Raw genomic sequence first — 19549 nt, forward strand, 5'->3', positions numbered from 1 at the left:
CCTATCGTTCGGCTATGGACTTGCGCGGGTGGCCCACGTGATCATCAGCGACGGCCACTGGTACGGGAAGGGCAGTTTCCTGGTCAACAACCCAAGCAGCTGCAGTGATTTCTCCCGTTGGAGTAAGCACGACGATGATGGTCAGGAATCGTTTGAAGCTCAGCTCGGGATCATGCAGGTGCCGGGCGTAGGCTTCCAGGTCATAGTTGCTCGGGGTGAGATCGCCTGATGGGTGCGTGTGCCATTCACCAATCCATTGGCTTTGGTCCTCTTTCCATGCCAGCTCGGCAAGCTGTTGGGCATGGTTCAAGTCGCGAAGGAAGCGGTTGGATTCAAGACGGGCTTTCGGGCCCGGGCCACCAGCGTGACGGATGACAACCTCCTGACCATCGTCCGTGCCGAGCAGAATACCTCCGGTTTCCAACCCGTCGCGGGAACGGATGGCCTCCTCCCCGATCAGGGCCAGCGCCTCTATGAGGATCCAAATGTTGGGCTGTTGAACCGAGTTGCTCAAGCCGCACCACAGGATGGGCAGTTCTCCCTAGGCTCCGGGATGGACGCCCAGCTGATCCCAGCCGCGGCTTTGGCGTCAAACGGCGGAAAAAGGTCGCCGCCAGGCCTTAGACCGATTACAGCGTGTTCGCCAGGGAGGGCCTGCGTGTGGTCTCCATACAGAGACTCAAGCAACGTTGCCACGGCCGCTTTGGCTGCAAGCGTGCCCATAAGGCGCAAATCGGGAGGCACAGCGGTCATGGGCTGGTGCACCCGACCCGTGCCATAGTCCAGTTCTTGATCGGCTTCAGCGTCCATGGCACCAGAGGCATCGAGGTGCGCTCTGAAGCACAGAAGACATCCAAACCGGGGCGTAGGACGAAGTCGCAGTAGTTCGCCGATGGACCCATTGTCGAGGACGCATGCCAGGATGGCCGGCTGCCCAGCCTGGCGGGCGAGGTGGCTGACTACCCGGCGGGGAGCTATCCCATCGGCAGCACAAATCACCAGATTTACATCCTCCATCAATGGGCGCACCAAGTGAGCTTGGCTGACGACGTCAATGGGAAGTGCTTCTACGTTTTGCAACGGCCATTGGGACTTCAGATGGTCTCTTAGGGCGTGAACTTTGCGTCTACCGACGCTTTCGGGCCCCAGGGTGTGTCGGAGCATGTTGTGCCACAGGAATCGATCAGGATCGATGAGGAGGACACGGCCTACCCCGTAGCCTGCTAGGGCCTCCGCGGTTGCGCTGCCAATGCTGCCGCACCCAACGACCATGACGGAGGTGGCCGCCAGCTGCTCAATCGGCCATTGACCGGCAAGCTGCAGTAGACCCACAACCTTTGGCTCAACTTCTATGCGAATGGGACTGACACCGCCCCGTTCCACGTTCCACCCGGCGAATTCGTGAACCCCTGCCTGGACGGCCTCGGGGGAAAGATCCGGATCGTGGGTGATCAGCAGGCCGGAATGTTTGCCAGGATCGGAAACGCCCGGAACCATGTCCCGAAACGCGTCGTAGTCCAGTGTCCGGCTGGTCCGACTGATGACGTACCGGTGGAGAACGTTGATTTCGCTCTGCGGTTTCCTCATCCACTGTCCGGTGCAGCGTTCACCATCCCACTTCAGCGCTCGATACTCCGACGGGATATCCACCGGAAGTGTTGTCCCTGCGGAAGAAGTAATTGCGTTAATGACGTACATGCCCTCGGCAGGAACAAAGCGCATCCGAATCCGACCGGACGTGCCCTTTGCGTTGGCGATCTTGGCTGCTGCGTCCTGTGTGAGGACTATGAATGGGTCAGTTGGTGACAATGGAGCCTCCGATTCCCGGAGATTCCGGAACCTCGTGGCCGCCGCGCATGCATTCGGCCACAAGGTGATCGAAGGACGGGTCCGTCACGATTCCCCGCACTGACATTTCTTGGATCGCGCCGCGTTTCATCAAGGCATATTCGATGTGCCAGCCTGCGGCTTTGGCAAGCAGTTCAGTGATGCTGGCTTCGGGATGCCAACCACCGTCGCTTTGGAGCAGGCATAGCGAGCCGCCCGGCGCCACATGCCATGCCGCTTGTGTCTCTTCGTGGGGCGTCGGTTCAACACTGACGGGGAATATGGTCGGTGGGACCATGGGGTGCGCAGCGGAGTACATGACCGCGACCGTTAGCCCGTTGGTTCCGACCAGCTCCTTCAAGCCCTCCGGCGCGGGCCTGTCGAACGGCCATAGTGGCAGCTCCCCGATCCACCCGCCGTGAATATGCTCCCCACCGCCCGATGGATCCGGTTCCTGGTATAGCAAATGGGGTGCGAACTCGGAAACTTCCTTGCGGTCGCGTTGCAGCCTCGCGGGTTCGGCGTCTTGCCAAAAGATCGAGTCCACGGATTGAGGCTTGGTCATCCTTGCGGGGTGTCCTTCACTGTCCGGGGCAGGGCGAGAGCAACGGCTGGAAGCGGGTTTCCGGTAGCAGGAGGCTTGGCGAAGTCGTCTCCGAAGACTTCGCCCCAGTATTGAATGGCGGCGGCGGTGTTGTTGTTGTTTTGTGCCTGGAACGCGCGGATTGCTGCATCCCGTGCTGCACGCAGGGAGTCAGCAAGGCCCTCGTAGTCAAGATCCGACTGGATAGGACCGCAGATCCCAGCCGGGTCAACGACTTCGTTGCCGCCCTCAATGGCGTATAGGGCACTGACGAAGAACTGCTTGATGGCAACTGGTCGGATGTGGTTTGTAGGAAGGAAGTGAAGGGCTAGTACCTCCATGACCAGTGATTTGATCTTGATGTCCTGCTCGGATGCCCACCATTTGAGCATCCGGACAGTGCCGGCGTAGCTGCTCCACTCTGCGTGCTTGTCCGCTACGGCTTTGATGAGATATTCCGGGTCGCAGGGAACCCAGTCTTTTGAAGCTGCTTCCGGGATGAGCAGCATGCCATTACGACGGAGAGCTGGCATCGCGTCGACAGTGAATGCGTTTGGGTCATCGGGGTCGTCCAGGAAGCATTTGACTGCGTGGTTACGCCACTTGGCGAGGCGTACCGCCTTGTCGAAGGTTCCGTTGGTGGCGCCGAGGAGAGAGTTGACGCGGCTCCGAGTGTGATGGAGGGCGTCTTCGGCCGAGGAACCTGGCCCGCCCCAGTCTGGATGCTTTGCGCCGTCGTAGACAATTACTACATCCACGTCGTGGATTGGGTCCTTGTGAGTGCCTCGTGCCAGCGAACCTGACGAGATGACTTCGTCCACGTCGCTTTCCAGGATGAAAGCGTCCTTGAACAAGTCCCGCCGTGAGCGGGCCTCCTTTACTTGCTGGACGTCAGCGTTGACGATGCCCTGAAATTCGTTGAAGGCGTCCGTTACGCTCACTTTAGTCCCCGTTTCGTTCGTAACACTACATGTAGTGCCAATTGAAGAGATTGCTACTAGATATAGTATTACATGAGTGTCCTTTAATCGGGCTAATTAACCCAAAATCTTCATGGGAGTTGATGAATTGTGCCCAAGTTTGCGTTTAGGCTGATCGCCTAGTCGCGCCCGGACGTTCCAGGTATCGGTTCGTGAATTTGCACGGCAAGCATGACAGCCGCCTGTGACATCAAAGGAGGGTGGCGGTCTATGTTGGGCCTATTGGCTCCGACGGCAGGACCACCGGCTCGGACCTGACCCTGTCGAGCTCGATGCCGAAACCCAGATTCACCGCAACGCCTAGCCCTGAGAAAACTCCTCGTCCGGGGCAAAACGGGAGTCCACGCAGCTACTTCCACTCCCAGGCCTAAAACGCCGATAACCGGCGTTATGTAAAGCTGAAGTGATCGTGCTCGGCAAGGGCGGGCACCTTGGTCTGGCAAACTGACCTGATGAACTTGAATCCGGATACCTGGGGAACTGTTGCTGACTGGGTTGGCGGCACCGGGACAACGCTTGCTTTCCTTGCCACAGCGGCCGTCTTTTACCGGGACTCGAAAGTGCGCAGGGAAGCTCAGGCACGCAAGATCGCCTATTACTTCAGTGAGGTAGATCGAGCGCCTGAAGACGTTCGAGGCAAATACACGAAGTGGTGGATTCATGAGGTCCACAATCTAAGTGATGAGCCGATCTACAGGGTTCAGCACCATGAGATTCATGGTGATATTCGCTGGCCGGTGCAGGTCCGCTTCCGCGAAGTATTGCTTCCCGGTCAGAGCTTCACGATGCAAGAGGGATATTATCCTTCCAAAAGCCGCCGCGAGGTTCATTTCTTCGACAACTCTGGTAGGCCGTGGATTCGGACGCTCAGGGGGGACCTGAAGGAGTTACGCCGACTCAAGGAGTGGTGGCGCGAAGTCAAACCGCTTAGGCCAGGTATTCGGGCCAACATGCGGATAGAACATGAGCTCCTCGAGCAGGATTACCTGAAGTTTCTGCAGGAGCACCCAGAGGATCGGCGAGAGCAGTAGAGGAGCGTTGAGATTAGGCCTCAGCCGGATAAGTGCAGCTCCCGCTTGAAGCTGAAAGGGGTTCCCGCCCGACGGGTCCCCCGCCTAGGACCTCTCGCGGCATCCCTGCGGGCCCTCTGAAACCAGTTGCACGAGCGCTGACAGCGAATATCATGAAAGCTCGAGCAGGGAAGGGGTGGAAGAGGCCTTGGCAGCACCTGTTGGGAAACTCAAGTATGAATTTTTCCCGTTTCACTCTGTGTAGCAATAAACCTCCGTAGCTCTCGCGGAGTTCCATAGGGCTCCGGCATTCTTGAGATGCCGTAACGTACGGATTGCACTTTGCCGCCAAAGTTTTGTTGACGCTGGAGTCAGAGCTCCCCCCTGACGGAATGGCTCTCGATGACCGCAACCAACGATGCGGAATCCGGCGTAAGGGACCTCATTGCAACATCCAACAACCTGCGCCCCCGGATTCCATAGATTTTCGAAATTACGCCCTGAAGCTCACTCTGAAAGTCACTCCCCTCCACGTAGTGCAATGTATCGCTGTTGTCCGCACCACGAGATGAAACCCTGCGATCACTAGCACGAGAGCGACTAAAGTGAGCCTTCACGTCCGGACTTACAAATTCCGTCGTAACTATGACGGATTGTTCAGCGCTTAAAAGTCCCATTTTAGCGCCGAACGAATAAGCATTCCCAACGCTGAATTCCTTGTCCTTCAGTTCGAAGATAGTAAGCTCTCCCCCAACCAGTGCGATGCAATCAATTTCGTCCGCACCGATAACGCATTCCAGGAGGATATCTTCTCGTGGTACGCCCAGGGTGATCAACTCCTCGCGTACGAGGACGCTTAGCCATCTACTCTTATCCAAGAGAATAACAGCAAGGTCGGTCAGGATGAGTAAATCCTCGGGTATTTCCTCATTGATTGGCTTACCGCAAGCACATCTAAGGCCTTCTTGGGCCAATTTGTCTAGCGAAGTTCTGTCGATTACGCGCACGATTTGAGATTGTGTGCCACTGCAGACAACCACAACTTCCTTGGTTACCACTCCCTCGGATAGCAGTTGATTCATCAAATCTTTCCGCCGATCATCCTCACTGACATACTTGCTCAGTTCTTTCCCAAGAAGCCCCCCTCTCGAGCTCTTGATGTTGATCGCGAGCTTCCTTACGTCAGGATCTGAAAGAGCCCGCGATACAGTGATTGCTTCATCCGATTGCGGAAGATCCTCACTCACGGCCTCCGCCTTCAGCTCCTTAAAGCGATCATTTGTGTAGCGGAAAGTTGAGATGCTTGACCCTAGGGCGGTCTCAAATTTTCCGGCGACGGCGTCAAGCAGGCCGGCGGCGTCTTGATCCGCTATTGTCGCCAGGGTGAAACTGAGCATCCCTTCACTCGGGTCATTCGAATTGTCGGTTCGTTCCAGAGCGACAGACAATCTACGAACGTCCGGAGATTCCGTTGCGGTGACGATCAAGTAGCCACTCTCGATCACAAAGACTTCTGCAAAAGCCGCTGCACCGAGGCCAAACAGCGAGGTCTCAGCAGTTGATGCACCCCATTTCAGGGACGCTGTAGGAACATGCAATTTTTGGGCTACAAGCGATTGGACCGGACTTAACAAAGGGTCCAGCTCCTCACGGAGATTACTCAGCACTTCTTCGAACTTGGCCTTGTCATTCGAGGGAAAGCGGCCCCGGCGCATCATTAGCATCATAGATCCATTATGTCGGACATTATTCCCCAGCCTCTCCATATCGTAGGCCATGGACTACCCGCTGCCACTCGCGGAAGATCTCGAGCAGCCTTTATGGGTGGCGGAAGTAAGAGCACGCCACCCCGTACCTTTGCATCCTTGTAGCCGCTTCTACCCCCGCACGGCCGATAGCCGTGCATATGTCGTAAAGAGCTGATCCCGACTGCAGTGGAGTACCACTCTGCAGGGCGGGAGAGTGCTGATAGCGGATATTATGTAAACCTTCACGCGATGGGACGCCCGTGCCGTCGCACCACGGATCGTCTACTCGCGGGTTCCGTCTAGCGGCCAAGTTGAGCGCCCCTAAACCTCCGCCACAGGCGCCGCGAACTGCGCCGCGTATAGCGCCGCATAAGCACCGTCGGCCGCCAACAAGGAAGTGTGCGTCCCCTGCTCCACGATCTGGCCGGCCTCCATCACCAGGATGAGGTCGGCGTCGCGGATGGTGGAGAGCCGGTGGGCAATGACAAACGAAGTCCGGTCCGAGCGCAGGGCGCTCATCGCCTTCTGCACCAGCACCTCGGTGCGGGTGTCCACCGAACTCGTCGCCTCGTCCAGGATCAGCACCGACGGCCGGGCCAGGAACGCCCTCGCAATCGTCAGCAGCTGCTTCTCACCGGCCGAGACGTTGGAGCCCTCGTCCTCCAGCACCGTGTCGTAGCCCTCCGGCAGGGACCGGACAAAGCGGTCCACGTACGTCGCCCGCGCGGCCTCCAGGATCTCGTCCTCCGACGCGGCAGGCCGGCCGTAGGCGATGTTGTCCCGGATGGTGCCGCCGAACAGCCACGTATCCTGCAGCACCATGCCCATCCGCGAGCGCAGCTCGTTGCGGGTCATCGCGGTGACGTCCACGCCGTCGAGCGTGATCCGCCCGGCATCGAGCTCGTAGAAGCGCATCATCAAGTTCACCAGGGTGGTCTTGCCCGCGCCGGTGTGCCCCACAATGGCGACGGTCTGGCCGGGCTCGGCCACGAGATTGAGCGAAGTGATCAGCGGCTTGTCCGGGGAGTAGGAGAAAGAGACGTCCTCGAACACCAGCCGCCCCCGGCCCCCGTCGGGCGCCACCGAAGGAGAAGGATCCGCGGTCTGCTCGTCCGTGTCCAGCAGCTCAAACACCCGTTCCGCAGACGCCACGCCGGACTGCAGCAGGTTCGCCATGGAGCCCAGCTGGGCCAGCGGCTGGGTGAACTGCCGGGAGTACTGGATGAACGCCTGCACATCTCCCAGCTGCATCGCCCCGGAGGCCACCTGCAGGCCGCCCACCACGGCGATCCCCACGTAGACCAGGTTCCCGATGAACGTCATGGCCGGCATGATCAGCCCGGAAATGAACTGCGCGCCGAAGCTGGCCTGGTACAGCTCCACGTTCTTCTGCCAGAACCGTTCCTCCACCTCGCGCTGCCGGCCGAACACCTTCACCAGCGCGTGCCCGGTGTAGGTCTCCTCGATCTGCCCGTTCAGTTCGCCGGTGTGCTTCCACTGCGCCACGAACAGCTTCTGCGAGCGCTTGGCGATCACCGCCGTCGTCACCAGCGTCAGCGGAATGGTCACCAGCGCGATGACCGCCAGCGTGGGCGAGAGCAGGATCATCATCACGAGCACCCCGGCCACAGTCAGCACCGACGTGACGGCCTGGCTGATGGACTGCTGCAGGCTCTGGGAGATGTTGTCGACGTCGTTGGTCACCCGGCTGAGCACCTCACCGCGCTGCACGGAATCGAAGTAGCGCAACGGCAGCCGGTTGATTTTCGCCTCGATCCGCTGGCGCAGCCGGAACATCGTGCGCTGCACGACGCCGTTGAGCAGGTACGCCTGCATCCAGGCGAACGCCGAGGCCAGCACATACAGCGCCAGCGCCCACAGCAGCACGGAGGCCAGCGCTGCGAAGTCGATCCCGGTGCCCGGCGTCAGCGTCATGGCGCTGAGCATGTCCGCCTTCTGGTTCTCACCGGCGGCGCGCAGCTGGGCGATCAGCTGGTCCTGGCTCACCCCGGCGGGCAGCTGCTTGGACACGACGCCGGCGAAGATCAGGTTGGTGCCCTCCCCCAGCAGCCGGGGCCCGATCACCGAGAACGTCACGCTCACGACGGCGAGCATCAGGACCAGCGTCAGCCACAGCCGTTCGGGCCGCAGCTCCCCCAGCAGCCGCCGGGCGGACGGGCCGAAGTTCATCGCCTTCTCCGCCGGGATGTTCATCCCGGCAAACGGGCCGCCGCGGCCGGGTCCGCCCGCGGGGCGGGGAATCCGCAGCGGGGCCTGCGCGCTGCCCTGCGCGGGGGGCGCCCCGGCGGGAGCGGAGGGAGCGGGAGTAGCGGCGGGGGCCGGGGTCGGCGCCTTGTCGGTGCGGCTCATGCTGCCTCCTCCGCCGCGAGCTGGGAGTTCACAATCTCCTGGTACGTCTCGGAAGTCTCCAGCAGGTCCTCGTGCGTGCCGTGCGCGACGATGCTGCCGCGGTCCAGCACCAGGATCTGGTCCGCGTCCACGATGCTGGAGACCCGCTGGGCGATGATCACCAGGGTGGCCCCGGACGTGTGCCGTTTGAGCGCCTGGCGCAGCCGGGCGTCCGTGGCGGTGTCCAGCGAGGAGAAGGAGTCGTCAAAGATGTAGAGCTCGGGCCGCTTCACCAGCGCCCGGGCGATCGCGAGCCGCTGCCGCTGCCCGCCGGAGACGTTGGTGCCGCCCTGCGAGATCGGCGCATCCAGCCCGCCCTCCATCTCCTGCACAAAGTCGTGCGCCTGCGCAATGCTGAGGGCCTGCCAGAGCTCGGCCTCGGTGGCGTCCGGTTTGCCGTAGAGCAGGTTGCTGCGCACCGTGCCGGAGAACAGGTAGGGCTTTTGCGGGACCAGGCCGATGTGCCCCCACAGCAGGTCCGGGTGCAGCTCGCGCACGTCCACACCGTCGATCCGCACCGCACCGGACGTCGCATCAAAGAGCCGCGGCATCAGGTTCACCAGGGTGGTCTTGCCCGCACCGGTGCTGCCGATGATCGCCGTCGTCTGCCCTGCCCGGGCGGTGAAGCTCACGTGCGAGAGCACCGGCTGCTCGGCCCCCGGGTAGGCGAATCCGACGTCGTCCATCTCCAGCTCGCCCCGGGCTGCCCGGCCGGCCGCGCGCGAAACCGGGTGCAGCGGCGGCCGGACACTGGATTCAGTCCCCAGCACCTGGCCGATCCGGTCCGCCGAAACCGCCGCGCGCGGGATCATGATCGCCATGAAGGTGGCCATCATGACGGACATCAGGATCTGCATAAGGTAGCTCAGGAACGCGATCATGGTGCCCACCTGCATGGAGCCGTCCTCGATCCGGAACGCGCCGAACCAGATCACGGCCGTGCTGGAGACGTTCAGCACCAGCATCACCGTGGGAAACGCCAGCGCCATCAGCCGGCCTGCCCGCAGCGCGGTGTCCGTGACATCCGCATTGGCACGGATGAAGCGGGCGGTCTCCACGTCCTCCCGGACGAAGGCCCGCACCACCCGGATGCCCGTGAGCTGTTCGCGCAGCACCCGATTGACGGTGTCGATCCGGGTCTGCATGAGCCGGAACAGCGGCACCATCCGGCTGACGATTATCCCGACCCCGGCCAGCAGCACGGGCACGCTGACCGCAATCAGCCAGGACAGCTGCAGGTCCTGCCGGGTGGCCATGACCACCCCGCCGATGCAGAGCATGGGGGCGGTGACCATCAGCGTGGCGGACATCAGGACCAGCTGCTGGACCTGCTGGACGTCGTTGGTGGAGCGGGTGATGAGGCTGGGCGGGCCGAACCGGGTGACCTCCTGCTCGGAAAACTCAGCCACCCTGCCGAAAATCGCACCCCGGACGTCCCGGCCCAGGCCCATCGCGGCTTTCGCGCCGAAGTATACGGCGGCGATGGTGCAGGCGATCTGCAGCAGCGTGACCATCAGCATCACCCCGCCGATGCGCAGGATGTAGTCCGTGTCCCCGCGCGCCACGCCCTGGTCGATGATGTCCGCGTTGAGGGTGGGCAGATACAGCGAGGAAATGGAGGCTGCCAGCTGGAAGACGACGACGGCGAGCAGCAGCCGCCGCTGCGGCCGCAGGTATTCGACGAGCAGTTTCCAGAGCATCCGGTCTCCACTTCACAGTGTTGGCTCACGGCGTTGGTTCACGGTGTTCGCAGTGATTCGAACGTCAGTTTAGACCCGCATCCCGGGAGTGGACTGGGTTCCTCTCACGGCGAATCGGCGCGTCGGATCGGGTGCGCGTCGCGGAGACGGTTTGCTTGCCGGGCAGTTTGCTTGCCGGGTGGTTTGCTTGCCGGGCAGTCCGGCCGGGTGTAGCTTGAGGCGGATGCTGAGCATTGGCTCGATCGTGATCCGCGTGGAGAACCTGGAACGCCAGATGAGTTTCTGGCAGGCTGCCCTGAGCTATGAGCCGCGGTACGCGCCCGACGGCGACTTTGTGATCCTCCAGCCGCCGGGCGGTGCCGGGACGTGCGTCTCGTTGGACCGCGTCCCCGCGCCCGTCCAAATCCCGCCGCGGATTCATCTGGACCTTTATACGGAGCAGCAGGAAGCGGAAGTTCAACGACTCCTGGCCTTGGGCGCCACCCGGGTTGAGTGGAGCAAACGGCCGGCGGACGCGGACTACGTGATCCTGGCCGACCCGGAGGGCAACCGGTTCTGCGTGGTGGACACGGCCGCGCCGGGCACTTCCTCCGATCAAAGCACATAGGCTCTCCGCCTGGCCGCTCTGCGGAGCGACCAGACGGAGAGGCGACACTGTCTGCGTTTTGGGCCCAGTGCAGTGGGGCCAAAACAGTGGGATTAGTGCAGTGGGGCGGCGCGCGTTGCGAATAGGCGATGATCCCGGTGATCATCATTCGCCGCCCCACTGCGGTCTTGTGCCGGCGGACTATATGTGTCCGGGCCGTCTTCCTTGGCGTCTCAACCGTCGTAGCTAGGCGGTCATGCCGCGGCGGGACCGGCTACATGATGCCGGTGGGTACCAGCAGTATCCAGGCGAGAGCCGGGGCCACCAGGACCACGCCTCCGGCGTACATCATGAGCTGCTTGTAGACGCGCTGCCGGTCGTTCTCGCGGGCGTTGGCGACCACCAGCGCGCCGTCGGTGGAGAAGGGGGAGACGTCCACGACCGTGGCGGCGATGGCCAGTGCGGCCACGGTTCCGGAGGCGCTGAGCGAACTGCTGGCCAGGAGCGGCCCGGCCAGGGGGATGAACGCGGTCAGCAAGGCGGTGGAGGAGGCGAAGGCCGAGCCGACACCGATGACGTAGCAGAGGACCAGTGCGACCAGCAGCGGTGCGCCGAGTGCCAGGGCTTGCTCGGCGAGGGTGTCGATGACGCCTACGTGCTGGAGCAGGGAGACGTAGGTGATCATGCCGGCCACGAGCAGGACCGTGGACCAGGAGACACCGCCGATGAATGTTTGGTGTTCCTTAATGTTGACCAGGGCCAGCAGGAGGCCGGCGGAGAGGGCGACGAAGCCGATCGGCATGTGGAAGCCCAGGGTGCACACCAGCATCACCGCGATCAGTGCCAGGGTGAGGATCTGCTGGCCGTGAGGGCGGCTGGTCCGGGCGGTGTCGACGTCGGCGTGCTGGCCGCCTTCGCCGTCGCGCAGCTTGCCCAGGAGCGCGAACAGGACGATGGTGAGCGCGGAGAGGATGAGATTGATGGCGAAGCTGGCGATAAAGAGCGCGCCCTGGGAGACGGGAAATCCGTTCTTGAGGGAGATGTCGTGTACCAGCACGCCGGCCACGGACAGCGGGGAAAAACCGCCGGCGTGGGCGCCGTTGATGATGAACGCGCCCATCAGCACGGGATGGATCCGGGACTCGTAGGCGAACCCGATGGCCGCCGGTGCCAGCAACGCGACCGCGGCCGGCGAGAAGGTGCCAAGGGACGTGAGAGCAGCGGCGATCAGAAAGAACACCCAGGGCAGCAGCATCGTCTTGCCCCTGACGAGGCGCACGCAGCTCTGGACAATGATGTCGATGGTGCCGTTCCTCTGGGCCATGCTGAAGAAGTACGTGACTCCGATGATCGTCAAGACGATGCTCGCCGGGAATTCCTCAAGGATCTGCTTGTCCGTCATTCCAAGCATGAAGTAGCCGACGCCGAAGGATGCGACCAGCCCCATGACGCCGATGTTCAGCGGCCATTTCGTGGCAACGACGAACATTACGACGAGGACGACGAGCGGGATGATCTGGACGGCGGTCATGGAGTGCTCCGGTTCCGCGGTGGCTGAAGGGTTGAAGATGTCACCCCCCAGCACGAGGGCAATCATAGCCAGGATCGCGAAACCGGCGGCCACCGCCACCAGTAGGATACGGCGGCGCCGGGATGGACGCGGGGCGCCGCTGCCCCGGGTCTCGGCCGCAGCGACGGTGGTGCGGTGCTCTGTCTGGGTCATGATGATCTCCTCAGCGAGTGGCTCCCGCGAGGGAAGCAGCGACGGCGCTGCCGGGGACCTCGGGGAGATGGATGATGGTTGTGGCAATGGTGCGGGCCGTGCGGTCGACGCCAACGAGGACCGTCCCGTCGTGCTCCTCGCTCCACGTCTCGATCACCCCCGCGGGGGTGCGGAGCCGCAGCGTGCTCCCTAGGGTGTCGCCCGTGATGGTGTGCATCACGGTGCCGGCGGTGCGGGCGGCCAGGGTCAGGGCGATGCTGCCGGTGATGGCCAGGGCGGGGTGGGGCTTTCCCATGGAGAGCATCATGACGTTGGCGTCGGCGCCGGGGTCGGTCAGGGCAGGCGCGGCGACGATGGCGAGCTTCGGGATGGCCCGGGCCGCTTCGGTTGCCGTGGGGACCAGCCCCATCCGCACCGCTGCCTGCCTCCGGATCTGCTCCAGGGTATCCAGCTGCAACTCCACCCCGGCGCGCCAGCTGTCGTACCTGGCCGGGTCTAGGCCCAGCTCCTCGGCGCAGACCATCACTACGGGCGCTCCGGCGTCGACCATCGACACGGTCCAACGGGTTCCGCCCGCGGTGATCGTGTCAGTGGCCGCACCGGTGGGCAGCAGCGCACCTGTGGTCTTGCCGGCCGGGTCCTGGAAGCCGAGGCCCACCCCGTAGCCGGGAAAGGGCACGCCGGGCATCTGGGCCTCCGGCACCGATGCCAGGGCGCCGGCCGGGGTGGGCACCCGCTGGACGATGATTTGGTTGGTGTTCGTGTTGCGGGTGACGATCCGGGTGACGTCTCCGGTGGGGATCACCCACCCCTTCTCGATGGCGTAAAGTCCCACCACAGCGGAACCGTTCCCGCAATTGCTGCCCCAGTCCACCGCGGCCTCTTCGATGCCCACCTGGGCGAAGGTGTATTCAACGTCGACGTCGTCACTGACGGGCCGGTGCAGGATCACGGCCTTGCTGGTTGTTGAGGTCGCCCCGCCGACGCCGTCGATCTGGCGGGGGTCCGGGCTGCCGAACAGCCGCGGCAGCAGCACATCGAGGCTGGTGCCGCCTTCCTGAAGATGCTCCGCATCGAACACCCAGCATTTACTGGTGCCTCCGCGCATCCATCGGGCTTCGATCTCCATGGTGTTTCCCGCTTCTCCTCGTGCCTCAGATTTGAATGAGGACCTAAAACGAGATTGAGCCAGATCACATATTTAGACAATGTTGGATTTTCGAAGGGGGATGTAGAATTACTTAATTCATTTAGGGAAGACCGGTTATTTTCCGTCTATCCGACCTCCCTTGACCGGATCAGTCCCCTATCTCCTGAGCGGATACCACGTCCTGACAGAGAATGAACCAATTGCGGGAGAGGGTGAAGCGTTGCTTAAAGACGAAGACCAGGAATTGTTCGATATAAGGCGGCTCGCGCTACTGCTGGAAGTGGTGGAGCAGGGCTCCATCACCGCCGCGGCCGAGCTGATGATGTACACGCCCTCGGCCGTCTCCCAGCAGCTGCGCAAGCTCGAACAAGAAGTGGGGCAGCCCCTCCTCACCCGCCGCTCCCGCGGGGTAGTGCCCACCGAGGCCGGACAGGTGCTGGCCGGCCACGCCCGCAAGATTGTCTGGCAGATGCAGGCAGCCCGGTCCGACCTCGGCCAGATTGCCGGCCTCAAACGCGGTTCCCTGACCGTGGGCACCTTCCCAACGCTGGCAGGATCGTTCCTGCCCATCGTCATCCGGACCTTTAAGAAGCGCTATCCGGCCATCAATCTTTCTTTGCGCAGCGCCCGCTTCGATGAACTCGTGGCAGATCTGCAGTCCGGGGTCACCGGGCTCTGCCTGCTCTGGGACTACCCCTGGAATCCCTTCCGGGACGATTCCATCCGCGTAACAGAGGTCTTCCGGGAGAGCACTGTGATCCTGGTGGCCCGCAGCCACCCACTCGCCGACCGGGAGCAGGTACGCATGGAGGACCTGCGCAACGAGTCCTGGATTGTGCGCGCCGAGGCCCACCCCGTGGTGGAAGTTTTGCAGCGTTCCGCCCACGACACCGGATTCGAACCGGAGATTGCCTTCCTGGCCAACGATTACCAGGAGGCCCAGGCCATGGTCAGCGTGGGGATGGGCGTGGCCATGGTGCCCAAGACCGCGGTGGCACTTCAGCATCCCGACGTGAAGGTGCTGAGCTTGGGTTCCGCCGCCCCGCTGCGGCGTATTCTGTTGGCGCAGCGCGAGGACAAGGTCTACGCCCCGGCCGAGGTGGCCTTCCACTCCACCCTGCTGGAAATCGCCCGCGAACGAGCCGGCGACTATCTCTAGGCCACAAGGCCATAACGGCATGGGGCGGAAGGCAGTCGGTTCTGTCAAGTGCAGGCGCCCCGGCCACGCCGCCCTCGGCTAAACCTCCCTATCGACCGGCGTGCATGCCTTCTTGTCTTCCGCTGAGGGTGGAGAAATCACCCACAGCAACCTCACCTCGGAATCACTGTTGTTCACGATCCGGTGGGGTACCGATGAGAGGTGTTCCATGGAATCGTCCTCGTTGAGCTCGTAAACCTCGGTGCCGACCTCGAGCGTTGCAATCCCGCTCTGGACAAGACAGAACTCCTGCGAGTCACCGTGAACCACCTGCGTGGGGGACGACGCGCCGCCTGGCTGCAGCACCATTACATAGATTTCAAAGTTCGATGTGGCCCGGCGAGTGAGAAGGTACTCGTAATGCAAGGGACTGTTGATGACTTTGCGTCGTTCGGCGGCGCGCAGGGGCACGTGCAGCGATGAATCGTCACTCATCAACTGACTCACAGTCATGCCGAGGCTGGCCGCGATACTCACGAGCGTGTCGATGCGCGGATTCACCACGCCACGTTCGATCTGGCTGATCGAACTCGCACTGAAGTTGCACATGGCTGCCAGCTTGCGGACAGACAGCCCTCTGCTCGCACGGGCTTGTTGCACCCTGATCCCGACATCCGTGGCGGGTCCCTGAACCGTTGCCCGCGGTGCATCGGAGGGCTTGCTTCCATTGGACATCAAAGGCCTGCTTTCGCGACCACCTTGCGAAGAGGCGATCCGCGCCGAGTGAAGCGGGCAGGGTCGAATGCCCTGTTCGCGTGTGTATTCCCATTCTCTACGATGCCGGCCACCATTACCCCGGTGGCCGCCCCAAGGGTTAGACCAATCATGTTGTGGCCGGTAGCTGCGATGATCCGTTCGCTGCCAGGCAATGCTCCAATGAGCGGCAACCCGTCCGGTGTCATCGGTCTTGGGGCAACCCATTCGTCGGTCACTCCATTTTCCCAGTCGACCCCACGGAGGAAGGGTGAAGCGCCGCGCTTCATGATGTCGAGGCGCGATCGGTTCAGGGTGTCGTAGGACCCATCGAACTCGACGGTCCCGACGATCCGCAATTTGTCCCCGATCGGGGTTCCAGCCACATGGGAGCGCCCAAATTGGAGGTTGTGCACCGGAAGTACCGGCGGACGGACCGAAAAACTGTAGCCTTTCCCGGGAACCACCATGCCGTTGAACCCGAGTCGGCGCAACAGATCGTTGGACCAGGCGCCAGCGGCCAGAATGGCCGTTTCCGCCTCGAAAACGCCGTACGGTGTGGTGACAGCCACCCCATGCGGACGCTCCTCAACAGAGAAGACAGTGTGGTCGGGGACGAAATTAACCCCGCGCTCCGACAACGAATCGATCATTTTGTCCACTAGCGCTGACGGATCCAGCCACCGGTCTCCATGTTGGCGGAAGCCGAACTTCGCAGCTGTTCCCAAAGCCGGCTCGATGGCCAGAAGGTCACTTTGACCGAGGATTTCTCCAGGGACCGATGTCAGGCCGCGTTTGGCCGTTTCCACCGAAGCCTCGTGGGCGGCCTGTGCAGAGTGGTGTGTTTCGAAGACGGACAGGTAGCCATGGCTATCCAGCGGGACGCCGACTCCTTCTTCCTCCAAAGCATCAAACAGTTGGTGGGTGTGGCTGTTCATCCCATCAATCGAATCCAGGGACTTCTGGAATCGGGCCTGGGTCGAATTGCGGGCGAAGCGCATCAAATAGGAAGCGATGGCCGGCAAATGTGACGGCGGGATATAGAGCGGGCTGGCGGGATCGACCCAGGATGCCACTCCTTCACGGAGCGTCCCGGGCGACGCCATTGGCTGGCTTCGGGAGGGGCATACCCAGCCGCCATTGCCGCGGGCGGCACCGCTGCCGATGGCTGAACGGTCAAGGACGGTAACGCGGTGGCCGTCCTTGACCAAGTAGTGAGCGCAGAAAAGCCCGATCAAGCCCCCGCCGATGATGATGATGTCTTTGTTGTTTTTCATAGGTGCCTCGCCAGGAAGTTTCGTGTGCGCTCGTGCGTCGGGTGGTCGATGACCTGGGATGGGGGTCCTTCTTCTACGATCACCCCGTCCGCCATGAAGATCACCCGGTCGGCCACGTCGCGGGCAAAGCCGATCTCGTGGGTGACCACGATCATGGTCATTCCGTTCGCCGCCAGTTCCTTGATGACGTTGAGGACTTCGCCGACAAGTTCCGGGTCCAGCGCCGAAGTGGGCTCGTCGAAGAGCATGACCTTGGGCTTCATGGCCAGCGCGCGCGCGATCGCCACGCGCTGTTGCTGCCCTCCGGAAAGTTGCTTCGGGTACGCATCTTCCTTGTCTTGCAGGCCTACGAGCTTGAGGAGGCGCCTCGCGTCCGCCTTCGCTTCCCGGGCTGGAACCCCGCGGGCCTTGATGGGAGCAAGGGTGATGTTGTCCAGGACCTTCATATTCGGATACAGGTTGAACTGTTGGAAGACCATGCCGGTTTCCATGCGTTGCTTGGCTAATGGCTTGGCTTGAAGTTCCCGCAGCCTGCCGTCGGGAAGTTGCTCGTAGCCGATGAATTGGCCGTCGACGTCGACCCTTCCCGCGTCAATCGTCTCAAGCCCGTTGAGGCAGCGGAGAAAGGTGCTCTTGCCTGAACCGGATGGGCCCAGGATGCAGACGACTTCGCCTTCGTGCACCGTCATGTTCACGCCCCGCAGAACAAGGTTTCCGCCGAAGCGCTTGCAGACCTGCTGTGCGTCGACGATGACCGTCTTTTCGGGCGTTCCGGCCGCGGACTCCGTAGCCGCCGTTGTGGGGAGGTTAGAAGAACTCATTTGGTCAGCGTCCAATCGATCGGGCTGATCTTCCGGTCAAGCCGCAGCGTCTGCCTCCAGAACGCCAGCACATCCGACGTGCGGCGGGTACGATCGCCCGCCGCGAGCCGATCTTCAATGACCGATTGGATTGCAGTGGCCAAAGTCGTGGCCACCAGGTACCAAATGGACGCAACGATGAGGAGCTCGATTGTGAGGAAGTTCTGTGAATAGATGTGCTGGGCCGAGGTCAACAGCTCTTGGGTCGCGATGACGCTGACCAGTGACGTGGTCTTGAGCATCCCGATGAATTGGTTGCCCGTCGGCGGGACGATCGCACGGAGCGCCTGGGGCAGAACCACATAGCGCATGGTCTGTGCCCGGGTCAGTCCCGAAGCCGCGGTCGCTTCGGATTGCCCTTCGTCCACAGAGCCAATACCCGCCCGAACAATCTCCGCCATGTAGGCAGCCTCGTTCAGCCCCAGGCCGAGTACAGCTGCAATAAACGGGGTGATGAGCTGATTGGTCGGGGTGGCCCCGATGTTAGGGAACACCAGCGATAGGTTGAACCAGAAGATGATTTGAACGAGCACCGGCGTTCCGCGGAAGAAGAGCACATAACACCAGCTGATCGACTGCAGTACCGGGTTCCGGGACAGCTTCATGATGGCCAGCAGTACGCCGCCGATGATGCCGACCACCATGCAGACTACGGTCAGCACCAGGGTGAGCCCGAGCCCAGCGAGGATCTGGCCGTTGGCCACGTAATTCCAGACTTCGCTCCACTGGATGTTGGGCGAAGCCGCGAACTCGTAGATCAGGTAGGCCGAGAAACCGAGTGCCAGAGCTCCCACCGCCCAGCGGCTCGGCCGCCGGGCGGGAAGGGCATTGATCAGTGGCGGGGGCGTCATTACTTGGCGCCGCCTGCGTTCACGGTTGCCTGCGCAATGGCGTAGTCCTGCACACCGTACTTCTCAAGGATCTCCTTGTACTTTCCGTCCTTAATCATGGCGTTGAGCTGTTCGGAAATTGCATCGCGCAGTGGGGTATTGGCCTTGCTGAGGCCAACCCCGTAAATGGCAACAGGACCCACGGTGCCGAGCGCGACCTTGTACGCCTTGCCGCCCTCTGTGGTTTTCGCTTGGTAGACGGCGCTTGGACCGTCCAGGATCTGCCCATCGCTCCGTCCGGAGCTCAGTGCGACCAGGCCCGCTGCACCGTTGGGGAACTCGTTGATCTTTACAGCAGGCTTGCCGGCAGCCTCACAGTCGGTCGAGAAGCGTTGCGCGATGGTGATGGCCACCGAGCCGGACGTGCCACCTATTGACTTGCCGCAAAGGGCCAACGGATCTGCGACGCCACTGTCGCTTGCCTTGACGACGACGGCTGAGCGGACTGAGAGGTAGTCGACGAAATCGAGCTGTTTCTGGCGGTCTTTGAAATCGCCGATGGATGCTGCCACGATATCGTAGCGGTTTGCTTTTGCCGCCGGAATGAGCCCGTCCCAAGCCGTGGACTGGATATCGAGTTTCAAGTGCAGCCGCTTGGCGACTTCGGTCATGAGATCGATATCCACCCCGGTAGGCGTCTTACCGTCCGCCTCGTAGTATTCCATGGGCGCGTCCGGAAGCGAGGTCCCCAACGTGAGGACACCTTCCTGGATGGTCATTTTGCTGGCTGCGCTGTTGGGGCTGGCGGCGGTGCTCGCTGAGGAACACGACGTTAGCGCCAGGACGGCGGCGCAGGCGGCGGCTGAGATCGCACCGGCGGATCGGAATGACGGCTTCAACTGGCAACTCCCTTGTTGGTTGAGTGAACAAGATCACATTACGTGATGTGTATTTCTCTGTACAGAGTGTGCAGAG

The 19549-nt window shown here is 62.1% G+C and carries 18 protein-coding genes; 4 read left to right on the forward strand and 14 right to left on the reverse strand.

The window, feature by feature from the left end:
- Position 1: 1 nt before the first annotated feature.
- The 4 genes from BM372_RS04450 to BM372_RS04465 are packed head-to-tail and all read right to left on the reverse strand — an operon-like array spanning position 2 to position 3351.
- Positions 2-514 (reverse strand): Mov34/MPN/PAD-1 family protein, encoded by a 513-nt coding sequence (locus BM372_RS04450; protein WP_256214026.1) that lies wholly within the window; start codon positions 512-514, stop codon positions 2-4.
- On the reverse strand, positions 511-1809 hold the full coding sequence (locus tag BM372_RS04455) for a HesA/MoeB/ThiF family protein (RefSeq protein ID WP_090952368.1): 1299 nt from the start codon (positions 1807-1809) through the stop codon (positions 511-513). The genes BM372_RS04450 and BM372_RS04455 overlap by 4 nt, the downstream gene beginning before the upstream one ends.
- Complete coding sequence (locus BM372_RS04460) at positions 1796-2392, reverse strand: hypothetical protein (protein WP_090952371.1); 597 nt, start codon at positions 2390-2392, stop codon at positions 1796-1798. The genes BM372_RS04455 and BM372_RS04460 overlap by 14 nt, the downstream gene beginning before the upstream one ends.
- The gene (locus BM372_RS04465) at positions 2389-3351 is read right to left on the reverse strand and encodes a nucleotidyltransferase (RefSeq protein WP_090952376.1); all 963 of its coding nucleotides are present in this window, start codon (positions 3349-3351) and stop codon (positions 2389-2391) included. Before BM372_RS04465 ends, BM372_RS04460 begins: the two co-directional genes overlap by 4 nt.
- A gap of 491 nt (positions 3352-3842) precedes the next feature.
- Between BM372_RS04465 and BM372_RS04470 the strand changes: the two genes are divergently transcribed.
- Positions 3843-4421: a hypothetical protein gene (locus BM372_RS04470; RefSeq protein WP_090952379.1), complete on the forward strand. Its 579-nt coding sequence runs from the start codon at positions 3843-3845 to the stop codon at positions 4419-4421.
- Between the two features lie 350 nt (positions 4422-4771).
- Here the strand turns inward: BM372_RS04470 and BM372_RS04475 are convergent, their stop codons facing one another.
- The 3 genes from BM372_RS04475 to BM372_RS04485 form a co-directional block, all read right to left on the reverse strand.
- Complete coding sequence (locus tag BM372_RS04475; RefSeq protein WP_090952382.1) at positions 4772-6127, reverse strand: hypothetical protein; 1356 nt, start codon at positions 6125-6127, stop codon at positions 4772-4774.
- Between the two features lie 342 nt (positions 6128-6469).
- Positions 6470-8518: an ABC transporter ATP-binding protein gene (locus BM372_RS04480; RefSeq protein ID WP_090952385.1), complete on the reverse strand. Its 2049-nt coding sequence runs from the start codon at positions 8516-8518 to the stop codon at positions 6470-6472.
- Complete coding sequence (locus BM372_RS04485; protein WP_090952388.1) at positions 8515-10257, reverse strand: ABC transporter ATP-binding protein; 1743 nt, start codon at positions 10255-10257, stop codon at positions 8515-8517. The genes BM372_RS04480 and BM372_RS04485 overlap by 4 nt, the downstream gene beginning before the upstream one ends.
- Before the next feature lie 223 nt (positions 10258-10480).
- Here BM372_RS04485 and BM372_RS04490 point away from each other — a divergent pair, with 223 nt between their 5' ends.
- Positions 10481-10864: a VOC family protein gene (locus BM372_RS04490; protein ID WP_090952391.1), complete on the forward strand. Its 384-nt coding sequence runs from the start codon at positions 10481-10483 to the stop codon at positions 10862-10864.
- A 253-nt stretch (positions 10865-11117) separates the two neighbouring features.
- Here BM372_RS04490 and BM372_RS04495 read toward each other — a convergent pair whose 3' ends face one another.
- Together BM372_RS04495 and BM372_RS04500 are read right to left on the reverse strand one after the other, a co-directional pair.
- On the reverse strand, positions 11118-12566 hold the full coding sequence (locus tag BM372_RS04495) for an SLC13 family permease (RefSeq protein ID WP_090952394.1): 1449 nt from the start codon (positions 12564-12566) through the stop codon (positions 11118-11120).
- Positions 12567-12576: 10 nt separating this feature from the next.
- On the reverse strand, positions 12577-13695 hold the full coding sequence (locus BM372_RS04500; protein WP_090952397.1) for a PrpF domain-containing protein: 1119 nt from the start codon (positions 13693-13695) through the stop codon (positions 12577-12579).
- Positions 13696-13936: 241 nt separating this feature from the next.
- Between BM372_RS04500 and BM372_RS04505 the strand changes: the two genes are divergently transcribed.
- Entirely contained in the window at positions 13937-14875 is a 939-nt protein-coding gene (locus BM372_RS04505; protein WP_090952399.1) for a LysR family transcriptional regulator, read from the forward strand.
- A gap of 78 nt (positions 14876-14953) precedes the next feature.
- On the opposite strand, the gene BM372_RS04510 is transcribed toward BM372_RS04505, so the two are convergent.
- From BM372_RS04510 to BM372_RS04530, 5 genes are read right to left on the reverse strand one after another with little or no spacing between them, the layout of a single operon-like run.
- Positions 14954-15589: a helix-turn-helix domain-containing protein gene (locus BM372_RS04510; RefSeq protein ID WP_090952402.1), complete on the reverse strand. Its 636-nt coding sequence runs from the start codon at positions 15587-15589 to the stop codon at positions 14954-14956.
- Positions 15589-16884: an NAD(P)/FAD-dependent oxidoreductase gene (locus BM372_RS04515; protein WP_090952404.1), complete on the reverse strand. Its 1296-nt coding sequence runs from the start codon at positions 16882-16884 to the stop codon at positions 15589-15591. The genes BM372_RS04510 and BM372_RS04515 overlap by 1 nt, the downstream gene beginning before the upstream one ends.
- On the reverse strand, positions 16881-17705 hold the full coding sequence (locus BM372_RS04520) for an amino acid ABC transporter ATP-binding protein (protein WP_090952407.1): 825 nt from the start codon (positions 17703-17705) through the stop codon (positions 16881-16883). Before BM372_RS04520 ends, BM372_RS04515 begins: the two co-directional genes overlap by 4 nt.
- The gene (locus BM372_RS04525; protein WP_090952409.1) at positions 17702-18595 is read right to left on the reverse strand and encodes an amino acid ABC transporter permease; all 894 of its coding nucleotides are present in this window, start codon (positions 18593-18595) and stop codon (positions 17702-17704) included. Before BM372_RS04525 ends, BM372_RS04520 begins: the two co-directional genes overlap by 4 nt.
- Positions 18595-19353 (reverse strand): ABC transporter substrate-binding protein, encoded by a 759-nt coding sequence (locus BM372_RS04530; protein WP_090952412.1) that lies wholly within the window; start codon positions 19351-19353, stop codon positions 18595-18597. Before BM372_RS04530 ends, BM372_RS04525 begins: the two co-directional genes overlap by 1 nt.
- Here BM372_RS04530 and BM372_RS20605 point away from each other — a divergent pair.
- Entirely contained in the window at positions 19346-19519 is a 174-nt protein-coding gene (locus tag BM372_RS20605) for a hypothetical protein (RefSeq protein WP_177235872.1), read from the forward strand. The two genes, BM372_RS04530 and BM372_RS20605, sit on opposite strands and share 8 nt — an antisense overlap.
- Positions 19520-19549: the final 30 nt, after the last annotated feature.

Source organism: Arthrobacter sp. ov118, assembly GCF_900116495.1.
Lineage (GTDB): Bacteria > Actinomycetota > Actinomycetes > Actinomycetales > Micrococcaceae > Arthrobacter.

What these genes read in the sequence shown, in the direction of transcription:
- BM372_RS04470 (WP_090952379.1), top strand. Translation starts at nt 3,843, where the DNA reads ATGAACTTGAATCCGGATACCTGGGGAACTGTTGCTGACTGGGTTGGC.
- BM372_RS20605 (WP_177235872.1), top strand. Translation starts at nt 19,346, where the DNA reads ATGGTCATTTTGCTGGCTGCGCTGTTGGGGCTGGCGGCGGTGCTCGCT.
- BM372_RS04480 (WP_090952385.1), bottom strand. Translation starts at nt 8,518, where the DNA reads ATGAGCCGCACCGACAAGGCGCCGACCCCGGCCCCCGCCGCTACTCCC.
- BM372_RS04485 (WP_090952388.1), bottom strand. Translation starts at nt 10,257, where the DNA reads ATGCTCTGGAAACTGCTCGTCGAATACCTGCGGCCGCAGCGGCGGCTG.
- BM372_RS04530 (WP_090952412.1), bottom strand. Translation starts at nt 19,353, where the DNA reads ATGACCATCCAGGAAGGTGTCCTCACGTTGGGGACCTCGCTTCCGGAC.
- BM372_RS04475 (WP_090952382.1), bottom strand. Translation starts at nt 6,127, where the DNA reads ATGATGCTAATGATGCGCCGGGGCCGCTTTCCCTCGAATGACAAGGCC.
- BM372_RS04495 (WP_090952394.1), bottom strand. Translation starts at nt 12,566, where the DNA reads ATGACCCAGACAGAGCACCGCACCACCGTCGCTGCGGCCGAGACCCGG.
- BM372_RS04525 (WP_090952409.1), bottom strand. Translation starts at nt 18,595, where the DNA reads ATGACGCCCCCGCCACTGATCAATGCCCTTCCCGCCCGGCGGCCGAGC.
- BM372_RS04460 (WP_090952371.1), bottom strand. Translation starts at nt 2,392, where the DNA reads ATGACCAAGCCTCAATCCGTGGACTCGATCTTTTGGCAAGACGCCGAA.
- BM372_RS04490 (WP_090952391.1), top strand. Translation starts at nt 10,481, where the DNA reads ATGCTGAGCATTGGCTCGATCGTGATCCGCGTGGAGAACCTGGAACGC.
- BM372_RS04500 (WP_090952397.1), bottom strand. Translation starts at nt 13,695, where the DNA reads ATGGAGATCGAAGCCCGATGGATGCGCGGAGGCACCAGTAAATGCTGG.
- BM372_RS04515 (WP_090952404.1), bottom strand. Translation starts at nt 16,884, where the DNA reads ATGAAAAACAACAAAGACATCATCATCATCGGCGGGGGCTTGATCGGG.
- BM372_RS04510 (WP_090952402.1), bottom strand. Translation starts at nt 15,589, where the DNA reads ATGTCCAATGGAAGCAAGCCCTCCGATGCACCGCGGGCAACGGTTCAG.
- BM372_RS04520 (WP_090952407.1), bottom strand. Translation starts at nt 17,705, where the DNA reads ATGAGTTCTTCTAACCTCCCCACAACGGCGGCTACGGAGTCCGCGGCC.